The sequence below is a fragment of the Pseudoxanthomonas sp. 97-1-1 genome (assembly GCF_057773125.1).
In genome coordinates, this window is sequence record NZ_JBYMTJ010000003.1 from 312,828 (window position 1) to 328,900 (window position 16,073).

The following is a 16,073-nucleotide window of genomic DNA, read 5'->3' on the forward strand; positions in this document are numbered from 1 at the left end:
GCTTCTCACGTCAAGGCTAGCGCGTGCGCAAAAAAAGCCTGGCGCTGCTCTCACTCGGGCTGGCGCATGAGGCGAAAAGCCTCGTTCTTCTCTCATCAAGCCTGGCGTGCCAGCCGAACAGCCTCTCTCTACTCACACATAGCCTGACGCGACAGCCAAAAAGCCTGGCGCTTCTCTCATCCGGGCTGGCGCATGAGGCGAAAAGCCTCGTTCTTCTCACATCAAGCCTGACGCGCCAGCCGAACAGCCTCTCTCTACTCACACATAGCCTGACGTGGCAGCCGAAAAGCCTGGCGCTTCTCTCATCCGGGCTGGCGCACGAGGCGAATAGCCTCGTTCCACTCACACATGGGCTGGTGGCTCAGGCAAAACGTCTCGCGGGCGGCCGCGGTCACCTCGCCGGGCTCCGCAGCAGGTCCTCAAGCGCCGTCTCCAGCGTGGGAAAGCGGAACGTGAACCCCTCTGCCAGTGCATGTGCGGGCAGCACGCGCTGGCCGGTGAGCAGAAGCTGGGCCATTTCACCGAAGCCGAGGGTCAGCGCGAAGGCCGGCGTGGGCAGTACGGCGGGGCGATGCAGGGCCTTGCCCAGCGCGCGTGCGAAGTCGCGGTTGGTCACCGGCGCGGGTGCGGTGCCGTTGTAGGCGCCGCCGGCCTGATCGCGTTCCAGTAGCCACTGGACCAGGCTGACCAGGTCGTCGCGATGGATCCAGCTCATCCATTGCCGGCCATCGCCCATCGGTCCGCCCACTCCCATGCGGAACGGCGGCAGCATCTTCGCCAGTGCGCCGCCCTCGGTGCCGAGCACGATGCCGGTCCGCACGCGGCAGGTGCGGACATCCAGGCTTTCGGCCTGCATCGCTTCGGTTTCCCAGTCCAGGCACAGGCGTGCGGCGAAGTCGTCGCCGGGGGCGGCGGATTCGTCAAGCGCCACGTCGTCGCGCGGGCCGTAGTAGCCGATCGCCGAGCCGGATACCAGCACGCGCGGGCGCGCGGCCTGGCGTGCCATCCACGCGATCAGCGCCTGCGTGGTACCGATGCGCGAAGCCCGGAATGCCGCCTTGCGCTCCGCGTTCCATCGCCCGGCCATGAGCGGCTCCCCGGCCAGGTTCACGACCGCTTCCACTCCGCTGGCCTCCTCCAGCGTGGCGATCGCGTCCACGCCCGGCAGCTGCGCGCGGGCGCGGGCAGGGTCGCGCGTCAGCACGCTGACGGTGTGGCCGGCCTGCAGCAGGCGGGCGCAGAGGGCCTGGCCGATGAAGCCGGTACCGCCGGTGATCAGGACGCGCATGCGGCGGGACTCGTGAGGGATGCCTCCAGCTTACGCAGGTGTGCGTGTTGCGGATGTGGAACGGACCGTCGACGGTGATCGGCGATGGTCCGGCATGCGGGTGATTACACTGTCGGCATGGCTTCGCTACCCCTGCTCCTGCTCCCCGGTCTGCTGTGCGATGAGCGCTTGTGGCATGCGCCCGCTGAAGCCCTGGCCGACGTCGCGGCGGTGCATCACGCCGACCTGACCCGGGACGACAGCGTCGCCGGCATGGCCGCGCGCGTGCTGGCCACGGCGCCGCCGGTGTTCGCATTGGCGGGATTGTCGATGGGCGGCTATGTCGCGTTCGAGATCCTGCGCCAGGCGCCGCAGCGCGTTGCGCGGCTGGCGTTGCTGGACACCAGTGCGCGCCTGGATCCGCCGAAGCGGCTCGCCGTGCGGCGGGCGGGGCTGGCGATGGCCGAGTCCGGGCGTTTCGCGGGGGTCACCCGCAAGCTGCTGCCGCAGCTGGTGCACGAGAGCCGGGTGGACGACGCCGTGGGCGCGGAGGTGATGGCCATGGCGCAGCGTGTCGGCCGCGATGCGTTCCTGCGCCAGCAGCGCGCCATCATCGATCGTCCGGATTCCCTGCCGCTGCTGCCCACCCTCGCCGTGCCGACGCTGGTCGGCGTGGGCGAGGACGACCGCATGACGCTGCCGGAAGAATCCCGGATCCTGCACGAGCGCATTCCGGGCGCGCGGCTGCATGTGTTCGCGCGCTGCGGACACCTGCCTCCGATGGAAGTCCCGCAGGAAACCTCGACGGTCCTGCGCGACTGGCTGCTGGCCGCATGAGCCGCCGCACGCGCATGCACGCCATGGCCGTGCGCAGGGCGGACAATGCGCGGGAACCTCTTCTTCTTGACTGACCACACGGGAGTACACATGGAACTGGCGATGATCGGGCTGGGGCGCATGGGCGCCAACATGGCCGAGCGGCTGGTACGCGGCGGCCACGCGGTGCGCGGCTACGATCCGGGCGATGCCGCGCGCCAGCAGGCGGAGGCGCGCGGCATCGTCGCGCACGCCAGCCTGCAGAACGCAGTGTCGGCGCTGCCCACGCCGCGCGTGGTGTGGCTGATGGTGCCGGCGGGGCACGTGGTCGATGACACCCTGGACCAGTTGCGTCCGCTGCTGTCGACGGGCGACACGGTGATCGATGGCGGCAACTCCAACTACAAGGACAGCCAGCGCCGTGCCGCACAGCTGGGCGACGCCGGCATCCACTATCTCGACTGCGGCACCAGCGGTGGCGTGTGGGGCCTGGCGGAAGGCTACAGCCTGATGATCGGCGGCGACGCCGGCGCGGTGGAGCAGCTGCGCGCCGTGTTTGCCACGCTGGCGCCTGCGCCGGACAGTGGCTGGGGCCGGGTGGGTCCGAGCGGTGCGGGCCACTTCGCCAAGATGGTCCACAACGGCATCGAATACGGAATGATGCAGGCGTACGCCGAGGGCTTCGCCATCCTGAAGAAAAAGCAGGAGATGGCGTTCGACCTGGGGGCGCTGGCCGACATCTGGCGCGATGGCAGCGTGGTGCGCTCGTGGTTGCTGGACCTGACGGCCGATGCGCTGAAGAAGAATCCGGAGATGCAGGGCATCGCGCCTTACGTGGCCGATTCCGGCGAAGGCCGCTGGACCGTGGCCGAGGCCATCGACCTCAATGTCTCCGCGCCGGTGATCACGCTGTCGCTGCTGGAACGCCTGCGCTCGCGCGATGACGATTCCTATGCCGACAAGCTGCTGGCGGCGATGCGAAACGAGTTCGGCGGGCATGCGGTGAAGCAGGGTTAGGCTCACCTGGCCTTATCGCAGGCGAGGCTAGTCTGGCCGCATCGACACGAGGGAAACGCCGATGAAGATCCTGATGGTACTGACGTCCCACGATCGCCTGGGCGATACCGGGCACAAGACCGGCTTCTGGCTGGAGGAATTCGCCGCGCCGTACTACGTGTTCAAGGATGCGGGCGCGGAGGTCGTGCTGGCGTCGCCGAAGGGCGGGCAGCCCCCGCTGGACCCGAAAAGCGACGCACCCGATGCGCAGACCGCCGCCACCGTGCGCTTCAACGAGGATGCGGACGCACTGTCCGCACTGGCCGGCACGCTGCGCCTGAAGGACGTGGTGGATGGCGAGTTCGATGCCGTGTTCTATCCGGGCGGGCATGGTCCGCTGTGGGACCTGGCCGAGGATGCCGATTCCATCCGGCTCATCGAGCAGGCGTTCTCCGCCGGCAAGCCGGTGGCGGCGGTGTGCCATGGGCCGGCGGTGTTCCGGCACACGCGCGGCGCCCTGGGCGAACCGCTGGTGAAGGACAAGCGCGTGACCGGCTTCTCCAACGAAGAGGAAGCGGCGGTCGGTCTGGCCGACGTGGTGCCGTTCTCGCTGGAAGACGTGCTGAAGAAGAACGGCGGGCACTACGAGCGCGGCGCCGTGTGGCAGTCGTATGTAGTGACCGATGGCAGGCTGGTGACGGGACAGAATCCCGCCTCGTCCGAAGCCGCGGCCGAGGACGTGCTGCGCCTGTTGCGTTGATGTGTTCACGGCCGCTTACCGCGCCGGGACTAGGGTGGGCCATCCGCACGGAGCCGAGCCATGACGCACGCGCCACAGCATCTCTACACCCGCCAGGACGACATCGCCCGCATGGAGGCGCTGATCCTGCAATTGCCGGACGAGGCGATGGTGGAGTTGAAGCTCATCGATGGCGGCTCCATCACCGGCATCGTGCCGGTGCGGCCCAGCGTGCAGGTGTTCCGTGATGCCGAAGGCCATGAAGGCTTCAATGCCGTGGTCCGCATCGACGATGGCGCGCGCCCGCACGTGGCGCACTTCCTGTGGCTGGACCGTATCGCGTCGGTGACGGCGCTGGGCTCGGCCTGATGCCGCACCTGCCGTCCGCCGACATCACCTGCCCGTACTGCGGAGAAGTCATCACGCTGGTCGTGGATGATTCGGCCGGCGACCAGCGCTATGTCGAGGACTGCCATGTCTGCTGCAAGCCCATCGAGGTGCGGGTGACCATCGATGCGGACGGAATGGCCGAGGTGGACGCGTGGGGACAGGACGAGGCCTGAGCCGTTGACGCGGTGTTCGCACCGCCGCGCCTAGGCTCGCAGCATTCCGTCGGGAGCGCGTGCCATGGTGCCGATCCGCTGCCTGTTGCCGGTGCTGCTGCTGGGCTGCCTCTCCTGCACCGGGCGCGCGCAATCGCCGGCCGAAACCGGGCCGCAGCCCACGCTGCCGGCACCGAAGGAGCGCTGGATTCCCACGGTGAACGTGGCCCCGGCCGTGGGCTGGCCGGAGGGTACTGCGCCAACGGCCGCGCCCGGCCTGGACGTCACCGCGTTCGCGCGTGGACTGGACCATCCGCGCTGGCTCTACGTACTGCCGAACGGCGACGTGCTGGTTGCAGAGACGAATGCGCCGCCCAAGCCGGCGCAGAAGCAGGGCCTGCGCACCTGGTTCATGCAGCGCGCCATGAAGAAGGCAGGTGCGGCCGCGCCCAGCGCCAACCGCATCACCCTGCTGCGCGATGCCGACGGCGATGGCGCGGCGGAGCTGCGCATGGCCTTTCTCACCGGCCTGTTCTCGCCGTTCGGCATGGCGCTCGTCGATGGACGGCTCTACATCGCCAACGCCGATGCCATCGTCAGCGTGCCGTACCGCGAGGGACAGACGGTCAGCGACGCGACGCCGGTGAAACTCGTCGACCTGCCCGGCGGCCCGCTCAACCATCACTGGACCAAGAGCCTGCTGGCCCGCGTGGACGGGCGCGACCTGTATGTCGGCGTGGGCTCCAACAGCAATGTCGGCGAGAACGGCATGGCGATGGAAACCGACCGCGCCGCGATCCTGCAGGTGGACGTGGCGACCGGCGCGCGCCGCGTGTTCGCCTCGGGCCTGCGCAATCCGGTGGGCCTGGCGTGGGAACCGCAAGGCGGCGCGCTGTGGACCGTCGTCAACGAGCGCGACGAACTCGGCGACGCGCTGGTGCCGGACTACCTGACGTCCGTGCGCGAGGGCGCGTTCTACGGTTGGCCTTACAGCTACTACGGCGACCACGTCGACGCGCGCGTGCAGCCGCCGCGCCCGGACCTCGTGGCACGGGCGATCGCGCCGGACTACGCGCTGGGCGCGCACGTCGCCGCGCTGGGACTGGCCTTCCACGATGGGGCCGGCTGGCCGGCGGCGCTGCAGGGCGGTGCCTTCATCGGCGAGCACGGGTCCTGGAACCGGCGCGAGCCGGCCGGTTACCGGCTGGTGTTCGTGCGTTTCGCCAACGGACGCCCGCAGGGCGCACCGGCCGACGTGCTGACCGGCTTCCTCGACGCCAACGGCAATGCGCGTGGCCGGCCCGTGGGCGTCGCCGTGGATGCGCGCGGCGGTGTGCTGCTGGCCGACGACGTAGGCAACATGGTCTGGCGCGTGGCCCCGGCCGCGCGACCGTAACGCGCGTATCGCGACGGGCGGGCGTATGCTCCGCCTCGGTCAGACAACCAACCCTGGGGAGGGGAGATGAACACGACCAACACCGCTGCATCCAAGCGTCCGCTCGGCTTCTGGATCATCGGCGCGTTCGCGCTGGTCTGGAACCTGATCGGCGTGGCCATGTGGTACCTGCAGGTGAACATGTCCGCCGAGCAGTTGGCGGCGATGACCGAGCCGCAACGCCAGGTCTACGAAGCGACACCCGGCTGGCTCAACATCGCCTTCGCCGTGGCGGTGTTCGCCGGCGTGCTGGGCGCGCTGGGACTGCTGCTGAAGAAGCGCTGGGCAGTCACGATGTTCCTGCTGTCGCTGATCGCCCTCCTGGTGCAGATGATCGGCGCCTACGTGGTGACGCCGGCCTGGGCGGCCTACGGGCCGGTGGGACTGGTGATGCCGGCGGTGCTGCTGGTGATCGCGCTGTTCCTGTGGCGGTACGCCGACACGGTGAAGGCGCGCGGCTGGCTGTCGTGACGTGTTTTCCCCTCTCCCTGCGCGGCGGGGAGAGGGTGCCGAAGGCGGGTGAGGGGCGACGAAGCCCGTGCTCTTGATGCCGACGGATCGTATCCAAGATCGGATTCAAGACGCGAAGCGATTCGGCGCCGCGCTCGCCCCTCATCCGGCCTTCGGCCACCTTCTCCCCGCCGTGCGGGGAAAAGGACATCAAGCCTCGACATCCTCCAGATCCACGCCGATGAAGCCGCCCGACTGGCGGCGCCACAGCGCGGCATACAGGCCGTCTTGCTGGAGCAATTCCTCGTGGCTGCCGCTCTCGATCACGCGGCCACCATCCATCACCACCAGGCGGTCGAGCACGGCGATGGTGGACAGGCGGTGCGCGATGGCGATGACGGTCTTGCCTTCCATCAGTGCGTACAACTGCTCCTGGATGGCGGCCTCGACTTCCGAGTCCAGCGCCGAGGTGGCTTCGTCCAGTACCAGGATCGGTGCGTCCTTCAACAGCACGCGCGCGATGGCCACGCGTTGGCGCTGCCCGCCGGACAGCTTCACGCCGCGCTCGCCCACCTGAGTGTCGTAACCGCTGCGGCCCTTGGCATCGGTCAGGCCGCGGATGAACTCGTCGGCGTGCGCGCGCTCGGACGCCTGCAGTAGCTCTTCCTCGGTGGCGTCCGGACGGCCGTAGCGGATGTTGTCGCGGATCGAACGGTGCAGCAGCGAGGTGTCCTGGGTGACCATGCCGATGTTCCGGCGCAGCGACTCCTGGGTGACGTGCGCCACGTCCTGGCCGTCGATGAGGATGCGCCCACCCTCCACGTCGTAGAAGCGCAGCAGCAGGTTCACCAGCGTCGACTTGCCCGCGCCCGAGCGGCCGACGATGCCGACCTTCTCGCCCGGCTTGATGACCAGCGACAGGTCGTCGATCACCCTAGCTTCGCGGCCGTAGTGGAACTTCACATGGTCGAAGCGGATCTCGCCGTGCGTGACGTCCAGGTCCTTCGCGTCCTTCGCATCGGCGATCGCCAGCGGCTGCGCCAATGTGCCCATGCCGTCCTCGACGGTGCCGATGTTCTCGAACAGCCCGGCCACTTCCCACAGGATCCAGTCCGACATCGAGCGGATGCGCATCACCAGCGCGATGGCGACGGCGATCGCGCCCATCGAGATCGACGACTGCAGCCATGCCCAGATCGCCACACCGGCGATGCTGGCCAGCAGGAAGGCGTTGAGCGTGTGCAGGGCGACGGTCAGCTGGGTGACCAGCCGCATCTGCGCGTGCACGGTGACCATGAACTCGTCCATCGCGCCGCGCGCGTAGTCCTGCTCGCGCATGGTGTGGGCGAACAGCTTGATGGTCTGGATGTTGGTGTAGCTGTCGACGATGCGGCCGGTCATCTGCGCGCGCGCGTCCGACTGCGCCATCGACACCTTCTGCAGGCGCGGCACGAAGTGGAACACCAGCAGCAGGTAGCTGACCAGCCAGACGACCAGCGGCAGCACCAGCCACACGTCGGCCTGCGCCACCAGCACCACGGTGCCGACGAAGTAGACGACGACGTAGACGAACACGTCCATCAGCTTCATCACCGTCTCGCGGATCGACAGCGCGGTCTGCATGACCTTCTGCGAAATGCGGCCGGCGAACTCGTCCTGGAAGAAGCCCACGCTCTGCCGCAGCAGATAACGGTGCGACAGCCAGCGGGCGATCATCGGGTAGTTGCCAAAGATGGTCTGGTGGATGATCAGCGATTGCACCAGCACCAGCAGCGGGTAGGCCACCACCACCAGCAGGCCCATCCACAGCAGCTTCTGCCCATGCACCTGCAGGAAGCTGTCGCGGCCGGTGCTGCCCATCCAGTCGACCAGCTGCCCCATGTAGTCGAAGAAGGTGATCTCCAGCGCGGAGATCACGCCCGTCAGCACCGACATCGCGATCAGCCACGGCAGCAGCGGCCGCGAATAGTGCAGCAGGAACGGCAGCAGCTTGCGGGGCGGGGTGGCGGGTTCGCCCTTGGGGTACGGATTGATGCGGGTTTCGAAGAATCGGAACATCGGGTCGGTCCATGGCAGGTGCCGCCGTCACGGCGCACCGGTGAGTGGGGTTTGCGTGCTCAGCCCGCGGGATACGGCCAGGCCGCGCGTGCCTGGCGCAGCGCATGCCCGTACCACGCCAGCTGGTCGAGCATGCGTCGCGCCGCACGCTCGCTGGCATCGGCGTCGTGCGGTCGGCCGCCGGCGTCGAAGCGGCTCCAGGCCTGGGTGAAATACACACCGTCGCGGACCGGTGCAGCGTGCAGCCCGCTGAAGACCTGTCGCAACTGCTCCACTGCACGCGAGCCGCCGCTGAGCCCGCCATACGCGACGAAGCCGACCGGCTTCGCATGCCAGTGCGAGGCCACCAGGTCGATCATGTGCTTGAGCGCGGCGGGGTAGCCGTGATTGTACTCCGGCGTGACCACGACGAAGGCATCTGCGCGCCAGATGCGTTGTTGCAGATTCACCAGGTCCACGCTCGATGCGCCCCCGTGCCGATGCGGCAGGTCGAGCATGGCCGGATCGATCGCATCGACGGCGTAGTCGCGGCGCTGCGCCAGCAGGCCGCGCAGCCAGTCGGCCACGGTGTCGCAGAAGCGGCCTTCACGCGTGCTGCCGTACAGCAGGGCGAGGTTGAGGGGTGGCGTCATGCCGGTCCACGTATTGCCAGGGGAGAGGCGGGCAGGGTAGAACCTCAAGCAATCTTGAGGTCAACCCGCCATGCCTGGAAAACAGCATCCGCCCATCGAAACGGAACTCACCGTCGGCCAGGTGGCCGCGCGTTCCGGCGTCGCCGTCTCCACCCTGCACTTCTACGAAGCGAAGGGGCTGATCCACAGCTGGCGCAATGCGGGCAACCAGCGCCGCTATCCACGCGAGGTGCTGCGCCGCGTGGCCGTCATCAAGGTCGCGCAACGCACCGGCATTCCGCTGGCGGAGATCCAGTCCGCGTTGTCCTCATTGCCCGACAACCGCACGCCCACCGCCGCCGACTGGAAGAAGCTCTCCGCGCGCTGGCACGCCGCACTCGAGGCCCGCATTGCCAGCCTCACCCGCTTGCGCGACCAGCTCGACGGTTGCATCGGCTGCGGCTGCCTCTCGTTGAAGGCGTGCCCGTTGCGCAATCCGTGGGACGAACTGGGCGAGGAGGGCCCCGGCGCCCGGTTGCTGGAAGCGGACGGGTAGGCGGCACGGGAGATGTCCTATCCTGCGCGGGCGCCAAGGTCGGCGCCGCAAAGGAGGACGCATGAAAAAGTGGATGCTGTGCTTGTTGCTTGTCGTGGTGTCGCCTGCGTTCACTGCCGCCGCCGCGCCGGCCAGCGAAGCCTCGGTACGCGAGCTGCTGGACGTCACGAAGACGCGCCAGATGCTGGACCAGGTGTATGCCCAGGTGGATGCCATGTACGCCGGCTCGATGCGCCAGGCGTTCGGGGGCACGTTGTCGGCCGAGCAGCAGGCCCGCGTCGACCGGCTCAGCACGCGCATGATGGCGTTGATGAAGAAGGAGTTGTCCTGGGAGGTGCTGGCGCCGATGTACGTCGACATCTACGGCAAGTCGTTCACCGAGGACGAAGTGCAGGGCATGCTCGCGTTCTACCGGACGCCAGCCGGGCAGGCCGTGGTCGACAAGATGCCGGTGGTCATGCAGCACTCGATGGAGGCGATGCAGTCGCGCATGGGCAGCCTGATGCCCGAGATGCAGAAGCTGCTGGCCGAGGAGTTGGAGAATGCCCAGGCCGAGCCCGAGGCGACGGCACCGCATGGCGGCCACTGAGCACACGGACGGACGGGACCTTGCGCTGTTCGACTTCGATGGCACGCTGACCACGCGCGAGACGTTTCCGGATTTCATGCGCCATGCCGTCGCGCGTTCGCGGCTGCTGGTCGGCAGCGTGCTGCTCGCGCCGGTGGTGTTCGGCTACCGGCGTGGCTGGGTGGCGGGCAGTCCCACGCGGGCCAGCATCGTGCAGGTGGGACTGCGCGGCGTGGATGCGGAACGCCTGCGCGCGCAGGGCGCAGCCTTCGCACATGACGCGCTGCCCGGTGTGCTGCGGCCGGAAGCGATGGCGCGACTGGCGTGGCATCGCGAGCGTGGCGACCGCATCGTGGTCGTCTCGGGTGGGCTGGACGTGTATCTCGCCCCGTGGTGCGCGACACACGGCGTCGACCTGCTGTGCTCGGTGCTGGCCGAGCGGAATGGACGCATTACCGGCTATGCGGGGCCGCAATGCGTCGGCGAAGAAAAGGTGCGCCGCGTGCACGCGCTGTGCGATCCACGGGCGTATGCCGCCATCCATGCCTACGGCGATACGCCTGAAGACCAGGCCATGCTGGCGATGGCGCACCATCGGACGTATCGCGGCAAGACGGTGGCCTGAATCTGCGTTCCTGCAGGAGCGACGTAAGTCGCGACCGCACGCCATCCGCAACACAGGATCCCGGGCGCGCTCCCGACCCGTCGTCTGGGTGAGCGCAATGCACCTGGTGCCTTGGGTGATCCGGCCATGCGGTCGCGACTCGCGCCGCTCCTACAGGGAAGCAGTCAGCCCAGCGGGATCGCGCGCTGCTCCTCGCTGCTCTGCACGCCCGACTCGATCAGGCGCATCACGTCCAGCGCTTCCTGTGTCGTCACCGGGGGCGCGGTGCCCAGCAGGATCGCATCGCGGATGCCGCCGTAATAGCGGCGATAGTCGCCGGCCTCGGCCTGCGCGACGCCGGCGACGAGGCGGCCTTCGCGTTCGGCCACCCGTTCTCCCGCACGCGTATCCACGCCCCAGCCCGGCGCGCCCGGCACCACGCCGGCACGCAGCTGGTCCTCCTGCACGTCCAGCCCGTGCTTGAGGTAGCTGCCGCGCGTGCCGTGCACCGCGAAGCGCAGGCCGTTGCCGGCGACGAGGGCGGACGCATGCAGGAGGGCACGGTGGTGCGGATAGCGGAGCGTGACGTCGAAGTAGTCCGGTGCGCGCGCGCCGTCGCGCAGGCGGGCGATGTCGGCCGTGATCGACTCGGGAAGACCGAACAGCTGCACTGCCTGGTCCAGCAGGTGCGGGCCCAGGTCGTACCACAGCCCGCCGCCGGGTTCGTCGCGCTCGCGCCAGCGGTCCTGCACGGCGGGGCGGAAGCGGTCGAAGTGCGAGTGGAATTCGGCCACGCGCCCGATCGCACCTTCATCGATCAGACGCTGCACGGTCAGGAAATCCGCATCCCAGCGACGGTTCTGGAACACGCTGACCATGCGCCCTGCGTGCGCCGCGGCCGCCACGACCTCCCGCGCCTCCCGCAGCGTGAGGGTGAACGGTTTGTCCACCACCACGTGCTTGCCCAGGCCGAGTGCCGCGATCGCCAGCGGTGCGTGCGAATCGTTCGGTGAGGCGATGACCACCAGGTCCACGGCGGGATCCGAGAAGGCAGCGTGTGCATCGGGAGTGACATGCGTACGGGGCCAGTCGGCGTGCACCTTGCCGGCGTCGCGCGAAACCACCGTATGCAGTGCGAGGCCGGGCGTGGCCTGGATCAGGGGCGCGTGGAACACCTTGCCCACGAAGCCATAGCCGACCAGCGCGACGTTGAGTGAGTCAGTCATGCGGGCAGTGTCCGGGAGCCAGCGGACATAGTAGGTGCAACACGCGCGTTGATCACGCGTCCACCTGCATGAACGTCACGCAACGCTTAACTGAACAGTACGGATCCTCTTCACGTGCGCTGTACCCCCGCGCCCCGACACTCCGAACGCACCACGAAAGGAGAAAGAACCATGAACCATGTACGCACACGTTCGATGTTGACCGCCGCTCTGTCGACGGCCCTGTTGTTCTCCAGCGCCCATGTGCTGGCCGACAATCCCCCCAACGAGCCCGAGGAGAACACGCAGAACGACTCCTCGCAGCCCGTCAATGACACCTGGATCACCACCAAGGTGAAAGCCGACCTGCTGGCTACGGAAAACGTGTCCGGCCTCGACATCAAGGTCGAGACCGTCAATGGCGTGGTGACGCTCACCGGCGCCGTTTCCAACCAGGCGCAGAAGGACAAGGCCATCGCAGTGGCCAAGCAGATCAAGGGCGTTTCCAAGGTTGACGCCAGTGGCCTGACACTCGCCGCGAAGTAAGCCGCGGTCCCGAGGTGTGGCACGGAGCGGATGTACTCCAGCGTAGGGTGCATCCGCTCCTCTGTTTCTGCCGTATGCCTTCCACCTTTCTCATCCATCGAGGGCGTGACCGATGAACCGCCGACACCTGGGTCCGATCACCGCTGCCGCGCTGCTGGCGTGCAGCATGTTCTCCGTGCAGGCTGCCGCCCCCGTCACCTCGGTGCCACAGCTGGACATCTCGCGCTATGCCGGTCAGTGGCATGAGATCGCGCACCTGCCGATGGCATTCCAGAAGCAGTGCGTGGGCGACATCACCGCGCGCTATTCGCTGGATGCGCCGGGGAAGGTCGGTGTGCTCAATGCGTGCAGGACGAAGGACGGCAGCATCGACCAGGCCCAGGGCGTGGCACGTCCGGTGGAAGGTCATCCGGGTCGGCTGGAGGTCCGCTTCGCCCCCGAATGGCTGTCATGGCTGCCCTGGGTATGGGCGGACTACTGGGTGATCGCGCTCGACCCGGAATACCAGTGGGCGATGGTGGGCGAACCCGGCCGCGACTACCTGTGGATCCTGTCGCGCGAGCCGTCGATGGAGCGCGCGCAGTTCGAGCAGCTGAAGGCGAAGGCCGAAGCGATGGGGTACGACCTGGCCCCGTTGATCATGGCAGCGCCGCTGAGATAGAGGATGCATGTTGCCGTTGTAGGAGTGACGTGAGTCGCGACCGCGAGAACTGAGGCTCCAGGGAACCTGCGGTAAGCGCGGGGGTACTGGCGCTACAAAGACCATCACACCGTGCAGTCGCGACTTACGTCGCTCCTACAAAAGCCGAAACGTCAAAGCCTGTGCGTATAGCGGAACTGCAGGAAGTTCTCGCCCGGGTTCGGCTTCTCGATGCGTGCGTTGGAAAAATGCTGGAAGCGCAGCGACCATTCGTGCTGGCGATCCGCGCCGAAGGCCTTGCCCACGGCGATGTGGTCGCCGAAGTTGAAGGTGGTGCCGAACTCTTTCTTCCGCGTGTTGTACTTCGGGAAGATCACGTTCACGCCGATGCCGCCTTCGACGAACCAGCCTTCGCTCCAGCCATTCGGACGCCAGCGCAGCGCGGGCGTGAAGCCGACCTGCGTGCTGTTGTCGCTGTCGCTGTGCCAGCGGCCGATCTCGCCCTGCCACTGGCCGCTGACGTGGCCGTAGCGGTACTGCTTTTCCCAGCGCCAGTCGCGGCTCGCGCCGATGGTCAGCGCGTGCGCGTCTTCGGCGACGCCGCCCTGCACGAACCAGGCCGCGCGCGGCTCGGCGGCGGTGGCGGTACCGGCGGCAAGCGCCAGCAGGCCGGCCACGGACCAGCGGCTCAGCAGGGGAAGGGGGGAGGGGCGACGGGCGCGTGAGGGGGTGACGGCAAGGTTCTGGTTGGACACGGACACACTCGATCAAGGGGAACAAGCCGCGCCCGTGGGCGCGGCGGTACATTTTCCAGGTTGGGTCAGGGCGAGTGAAGGCGACGCGTCAGGCTCAGGGCTGCGCCGCCAACGCGGGGGCCACGTCCTGTTCGCCCCAGCCGCCCAGCGATTTGTAGATCGCCACCACCCCGACATTCACGCCAGCCTCTGCCTGTGCCAGCGCGTCATCGGCGGCCAGCTGGGTACGCTGCGCGTCCAGCAGGGTGAGGAAGTCGGACGAGCCGGCACGATACCGGACTTCGGCCAGTTCTGCTGCACGGCGCGCGGCAACGGATTGTTCCAGCCGGAATTTCAGCTGTGCCTGCTGCTTGGCATAGGACAGCAGTGCGTTTTCCGTTTCCTCCAGGGCACCCAGCACGGTCTTTTCGTACTGCGCCGCCACACCATCGGCCTGGGCTTCGCTGGCACGCAGGCGTGCGCGCACGCTGCCCATGTCGAATGCGGCCCAGCTGATCGAGGGCGTGACCTGCCAGGCCCGGTTGTCGCCGCTCACCAGGTTGCCCCAGCCGCCGGACAGGAAGCCGATGAAGCCGCGCAGGCTGACCCGCGGAAACAGATCGGCCGTTGCCACGCCGACGCGGGCCGTGGCCGCCGCCAGGCGACGTTCGGCCGCGCGCACATCGGGGCGCTGGCGCAGCAGTTCGGTGGTGTCGCCGATCGGCAGGGCCTTGGCGAACGCCGGGGCCTCGCGCGGGGCGAGCAATGCGTCCAGTTCACCGGGGCGCTTGCCCACCAGCACGGCGAGCCGATGCCGCGACTGGCCTTCGCTCGCTTCCAGTGCGGGCACGTCGGCTTCCACCGCACGCACGCGCGCCAGGCTGCTCTGCACTTCCAGCTGGCTGCCGGCGCCCAGGTCGAAACGCGATTCGGTCAGGCGCTGGGTGTCGCCCAGCGTCTGCAGAATGCGGTGCGCCACTTCCAGCCGCTTCTGCGTACCGCGCAGTTCGAAGTAGTTGCGTGCCACCTCCGCAGCCACGCTCACCTGCGCGGCCTGCAGGTCATTGCGCTGCGCCTGCAGGTCCGCGTGCGCGGCTTCGGTATTGCGGCGCACGCGACCGAACAGGTCCAGCTCCCACGCGGCATCGAAGCCGGCGGAGTAGCTGTCGGTCTCCACGCGGCCCTGTCCTTCCACGGGCTGCTTGGTGCGCGTGCCTTCCACGCCGGCAGTGACATGCGGGGCCAGGTCCAGCCGGCGTTCGGAGAACACCGCGCGCGCTTCGTTGACGCGCGATATCGCGATGCGTACGTCGGGATTGGCCAGCAGCGAATCGCGCACCAGCTGGTCCAGCACCGGGTCGTCGAACTGGCCCCACCACGTGGCGACCGGATGGTCCGCCACGTAGCCGGCCGATGCCGCATGCTGCAGTGCCGCCGGTGCGGTCTGCGGTGCTGTGTAGTCGGGGCCCACGGTGACGCAGCCGGCGAGCAGCGCGGCTGCCACGCCCAGCGTGAGGGAACGGATCACCATGGCAGCACCTGGTCGAAGTAGAAGTAGCCGCCGGTCGGGCCGTCGTTGCCGATCAGGGCCAGCTGCACGCTGGTGCGCGCGCCTTCCGGCACGGACAGTTCGCCGTTCTGCTGGTCGCCGGACTTGTTCATGTCGGTCTGCACGTAGCCCGGATGGATGGTGTTGACCTTGATGCCGGTGTCCTTCAGCTCGTGCGCCAGGTGCACGGTCCACGCGTTCACCGCGCTCTTGGACACGTTGTAGGCCGGCACGCCCTTGAACTCGTAGATGAAGGAGGCCGGGTTCTGGTGCTCCGAGATCGAGCCCAGCAGGCTGGATACGTTGACGATGCGGCCCGCGTCGGACTTGCGCAGCAGCGGCAGGAAGGCCTGCGTGGTTTCGATCAGGCCGAACACGTTGGTGTCGAACGTGGTGCGCCAGGTGTCCAGCGACTGGCCGGACACGCCCTTGGTCATGTCGTCGACCATGATGCCGGCGTTGTTGACCAGGATGTCGAGCTTGCCGTGGCGCTGTTCGATTTCCTTCACGGCCGCGGCGATGCTGGCCGCGTCGGTGACGTCCAGCGCGATGGCTTCCACCGGCAGGCCCTGGGCCTGCAGGTCGAGCGTGGCTTCGACGGCCTTGTCGCGATTGCGGCCGGCAAGGATCGTGTGCACGCCGGCTTCGGCCAGCTGGCGGACGGTTTCGCGGCCGATGCCGCGGGTGGCGCCGGTGACGAGGGCGATCTTGTTGGATGAAGTGTTCATGGCATTGCCTCGTGAGTGAGGAGAGGAAG

Annotated in this window: 19 protein-coding genes; 12 read left to right on the plus strand and 7 right to left on the minus strand. The window is 68.1% G+C overall.

The window, feature by feature from the left end:
• Positions 1-391 precede the first annotated feature (391 nt).
• Positions 392-1,288, minus strand: coding sequence for a TIGR01777 family oxidoreductase (locus AC3DET_RS13270; protein ID WP_488391938.1), 897 nt, complete (start codon positions 1,286-1,288; stop codon positions 392-394).
• A gap of 117 nt (positions 1,289-1,405) precedes the next feature.
• On the opposite strand from AC3DET_RS13270, the gene AC3DET_RS13275 reads away from it, so the two are divergent.
• The 7 genes from AC3DET_RS13275 (at position 1,406) to AC3DET_RS13305 (ending at position 6,266) form a co-directional block, all read left to right on the plus strand.
• Entirely contained in the window at positions 1,406-2,104 is a 699-nt protein-coding gene (locus AC3DET_RS13275; protein ID WP_192202193.1) for an alpha/beta fold hydrolase, read from the plus strand.
• Between the two features lie 90 nt (positions 2,105-2,194).
• The gene (gnd, locus tag AC3DET_RS13280; protein WP_488391939.1) at positions 2,195-3,100 is read left to right on the plus strand and encodes a phosphogluconate dehydrogenase (NAD(+)-dependent, decarboxylating); all 906 of its coding nucleotides are present in this window, start codon (positions 2,195-2,197) and stop codon (positions 3,098-3,100) included.
• A gap of 61 nt (positions 3,101-3,161) precedes the next feature.
• On the plus strand, positions 3,162-3,839 hold the full coding sequence (locus AC3DET_RS13285; protein WP_446538325.1) for a type 1 glutamine amidotransferase domain-containing protein: 678 nt from the start codon (positions 3,162-3,164) through the stop codon (positions 3,837-3,839).
• A gap of 60 nt (positions 3,840-3,899) precedes the next feature.
• Positions 3,900-4,187: a DUF3247 family protein gene (locus AC3DET_RS13290; RefSeq protein WP_488391940.1), complete on the plus strand. Its 288-nt coding sequence runs from the start codon at positions 3,900-3,902 to the stop codon at positions 4,185-4,187.
• On the plus strand, positions 4,187-4,381 hold the full coding sequence (locus AC3DET_RS13295) for a CPXCG motif-containing cysteine-rich protein (protein WP_337731663.1): 195 nt from the start codon (positions 4,187-4,189) through the stop codon (positions 4,379-4,381). The genes AC3DET_RS13290 and AC3DET_RS13295 overlap by 1 nt, the downstream gene beginning before the upstream one ends.
• 64 nt (positions 4,382-4,445) lie before the next feature.
• Entirely contained in the window at positions 4,446-5,756 is a 1,311-nt protein-coding gene (locus AC3DET_RS13300; RefSeq protein WP_488391941.1) for a PQQ-dependent sugar dehydrogenase, read from the plus strand.
• A 66-nt stretch (positions 5,757-5,822) separates the two neighbouring features.
• Positions 5,823-6,266, plus strand: coding sequence for a hypothetical protein (locus tag AC3DET_RS13305; RefSeq protein WP_488391942.1), 444 nt, complete (start codon positions 5,823-5,825; stop codon positions 6,264-6,266).
• Between the two features lie 189 nt (positions 6,267-6,455).
• On the opposite strand, the gene AC3DET_RS13310 is transcribed toward AC3DET_RS13305, so the two are convergent.
• Positions 6,456-8,303, minus strand: a complete 1,848-nt coding sequence (locus AC3DET_RS13310; protein ID WP_488391943.1) for an ABC transporter ATP-binding protein — start codon at positions 8,301-8,303, stop codon at positions 6,456-6,458.
• 59 nt (positions 8,304-8,362) lie between these two features.
• Positions 8,363-8,935, minus strand: coding sequence for an NADPH-dependent FMN reductase (locus tag AC3DET_RS13315; protein ID WP_337731659.1), 573 nt, complete (start codon positions 8,933-8,935; stop codon positions 8,363-8,365).
• 70 nt (positions 8,936-9,005) lie between these two features.
• Here AC3DET_RS13315 and soxR point away from each other — a divergent pair, with 70 nt between their 5' ends.
• The 3 genes from soxR (at position 9,006) to AC3DET_RS13330 (ending at position 10,663) form a co-directional block, all read left to right on the plus strand.
• Positions 9,006-9,470 (plus strand): redox-sensitive transcriptional activator SoxR, encoded by a 465-nt coding sequence (gene soxR / locus AC3DET_RS13320; protein WP_192202184.1) that lies wholly within the window; start codon positions 9,006-9,008, stop codon positions 9,468-9,470.
• Between the two features lie 61 nt (positions 9,471-9,531).
• Positions 9,532-10,059 carry a DUF2059 domain-containing protein gene (locus AC3DET_RS13325; RefSeq protein WP_488391944.1) on the plus strand — a complete coding sequence of 176 codons (528 nt, stop codon included), beginning with the start codon at positions 9,532-9,534 and terminating at the stop codon, positions 10,057-10,059.
• Positions 10,046-10,663 (plus strand): HAD family hydrolase, encoded by a 618-nt coding sequence (locus AC3DET_RS13330; RefSeq protein WP_488391945.1) that lies wholly within the window; start codon positions 10,046-10,048, stop codon positions 10,661-10,663. The genes AC3DET_RS13325 and AC3DET_RS13330 overlap by 14 nt, the downstream gene beginning before the upstream one ends.
• Positions 10,664-10,827: 164 nt before the next feature.
• Here the strand turns inward: AC3DET_RS13330 and AC3DET_RS13335 are convergent, their stop codons facing one another.
• A complete protein-coding gene (locus AC3DET_RS13335) occupies positions 10,828-11,868 on the minus strand; it encodes an oxidoreductase (RefSeq protein WP_488391946.1) in 1,041 nt (346 codons plus the stop codon).
• A gap of 171 nt (positions 11,869-12,039) precedes the next feature.
• Between AC3DET_RS13335 and AC3DET_RS13340 the strand changes: the two genes are divergently transcribed.
• Positions 12,040-12,393 (plus strand): BON domain-containing protein, encoded by a 354-nt coding sequence (locus tag AC3DET_RS13340; RefSeq protein ID WP_337731655.1) that lies wholly within the window; start codon positions 12,040-12,042, stop codon positions 12,391-12,393.
• A 112-nt stretch (positions 12,394-12,505) separates the two neighbouring features.
• Complete coding sequence (locus tag AC3DET_RS13345) at positions 12,506-13,054, plus strand: lipocalin family protein (RefSeq protein ID WP_488391947.1); 549 nt, start codon at positions 12,506-12,508, stop codon at positions 13,052-13,054.
• Positions 13,055-13,206: 152 nt separating this feature from the next.
• Here the strand turns inward: AC3DET_RS13345 and AC3DET_RS13350 are convergent, their stop codons facing one another.
• From AC3DET_RS13350 to AC3DET_RS13360, 3 genes are all read right to left on the minus strand, one after another.
• The gene (locus AC3DET_RS13350) at positions 13,207-13,788 is read right to left on the minus strand and encodes an acyloxyacyl hydrolase (protein WP_488391948.1); all 582 of its coding nucleotides are present in this window, start codon (positions 13,786-13,788) and stop codon (positions 13,207-13,209) included.
• Between the two features lie 94 nt (positions 13,789-13,882).
• Positions 13,883-15,298, minus strand: coding sequence for an efflux transporter outer membrane subunit (locus tag AC3DET_RS13355; RefSeq protein ID WP_488391949.1), 1,416 nt, complete (start codon positions 15,296-15,298; stop codon positions 13,883-13,885).
• Positions 15,292-16,044 (minus strand): SDR family oxidoreductase, encoded by a 753-nt coding sequence (locus AC3DET_RS13360; RefSeq protein ID WP_488391950.1) that lies wholly within the window; start codon positions 16,042-16,044, stop codon positions 15,292-15,294. The genes AC3DET_RS13355 and AC3DET_RS13360 overlap by 7 nt, the downstream gene beginning before the upstream one ends.
• Between the last annotated feature and the right edge of the window lie 29 nt (positions 16,045-16,073).

Excerpts from the sequence above, each read along its gene's own strand:
- AC3DET_RS13290 (WP_488391940.1), top strand. The coding sequence starts at position 3,900 with ATGACGCACGCGCCACAGCATCTCTACACCCGCCAGGACGACATCGCC.
- AC3DET_RS13270 (WP_488391938.1), bottom strand. The coding sequence starts at position 1,288 with ATGCGCGTCCTGATCACCGGCGGTACCGGCTTCATCGGCCAGGCCCTC.
- AC3DET_RS13340 (WP_337731655.1), top strand. The coding sequence starts at position 12,040 with ATGAACCATGTACGCACACGTTCGATGTTGACCGCCGCTCTGTCGACG.
- AC3DET_RS13305 (WP_488391942.1), top strand. The coding sequence starts at position 5,823 with ATGAACACGACCAACACCGCTGCATCCAAGCGTCCGCTCGGCTTCTGG.
- AC3DET_RS13295 (WP_337731663.1), top strand. The coding sequence starts at position 4,187 with ATGCCGCACCTGCCGTCCGCCGACATCACCTGCCCGTACTGCGGAGAA.
- AC3DET_RS13275 (WP_192202193.1), top strand. The coding sequence starts at position 1,406 with ATGGCTTCGCTACCCCTGCTCCTGCTCCCCGGTCTGCTGTGCGATGAG.
- AC3DET_RS13330 (WP_488391945.1), top strand. The coding sequence starts at position 10,046 with ATGGCGGCCACTGAGCACACGGACGGACGGGACCTTGCGCTGTTCGAC.
- AC3DET_RS13285 (WP_446538325.1), top strand. The coding sequence starts at position 3,162 with ATGAAGATCCTGATGGTACTGACGTCCCACGATCGCCTGGGCGATACC.
- AC3DET_RS13360 (WP_488391950.1), bottom strand. The coding sequence starts at position 16,044 with ATGAACACTTCATCCAACAAGATCGCCCTCGTCACCGGCGCCACCCGC.
- AC3DET_RS13335 (WP_488391946.1), bottom strand. The coding sequence starts at position 11,868 with ATGACTGACTCACTCAACGTCGCGCTGGTCGGCTATGGCTTCGTGGGC.
- gnd (WP_488391939.1), top strand. The coding sequence starts at position 2,195 with ATGGAACTGGCGATGATCGGGCTGGGGCGCATGGGCGCCAACATGGCC.
- soxR (WP_192202184.1), top strand. The coding sequence starts at position 9,006 with ATGCCTGGAAAACAGCATCCGCCCATCGAAACGGAACTCACCGTCGGC.
- AC3DET_RS13300 (WP_488391941.1), top strand. The coding sequence starts at position 4,446 with ATGGTGCCGATCCGCTGCCTGTTGCCGGTGCTGCTGCTGGGCTGCCTC.
- AC3DET_RS13315 (WP_337731659.1), bottom strand. The coding sequence starts at position 8,935 with ATGACGCCACCCCTCAACCTCGCCCTGCTGTACGGCAGCACGCGTGAA.
- AC3DET_RS13325 (WP_488391944.1), top strand. The coding sequence starts at position 9,532 with ATGAAAAAGTGGATGCTGTGCTTGTTGCTTGTCGTGGTGTCGCCTGCG.
- AC3DET_RS13355 (WP_488391949.1), bottom strand. The coding sequence starts at position 15,298 with ATGGTGATCCGTTCCCTCACGCTGGGCGTGGCAGCCGCGCTGCTCGCC.
- AC3DET_RS13345 (WP_488391947.1), top strand. The coding sequence starts at position 12,506 with ATGAACCGCCGACACCTGGGTCCGATCACCGCTGCCGCGCTGCTGGCG.
- AC3DET_RS13310 (WP_488391943.1), bottom strand. The coding sequence starts at position 8,303 with ATGTTCCGATTCTTCGAAACCCGCATCAATCCGTACCCCAAGGGCGAA.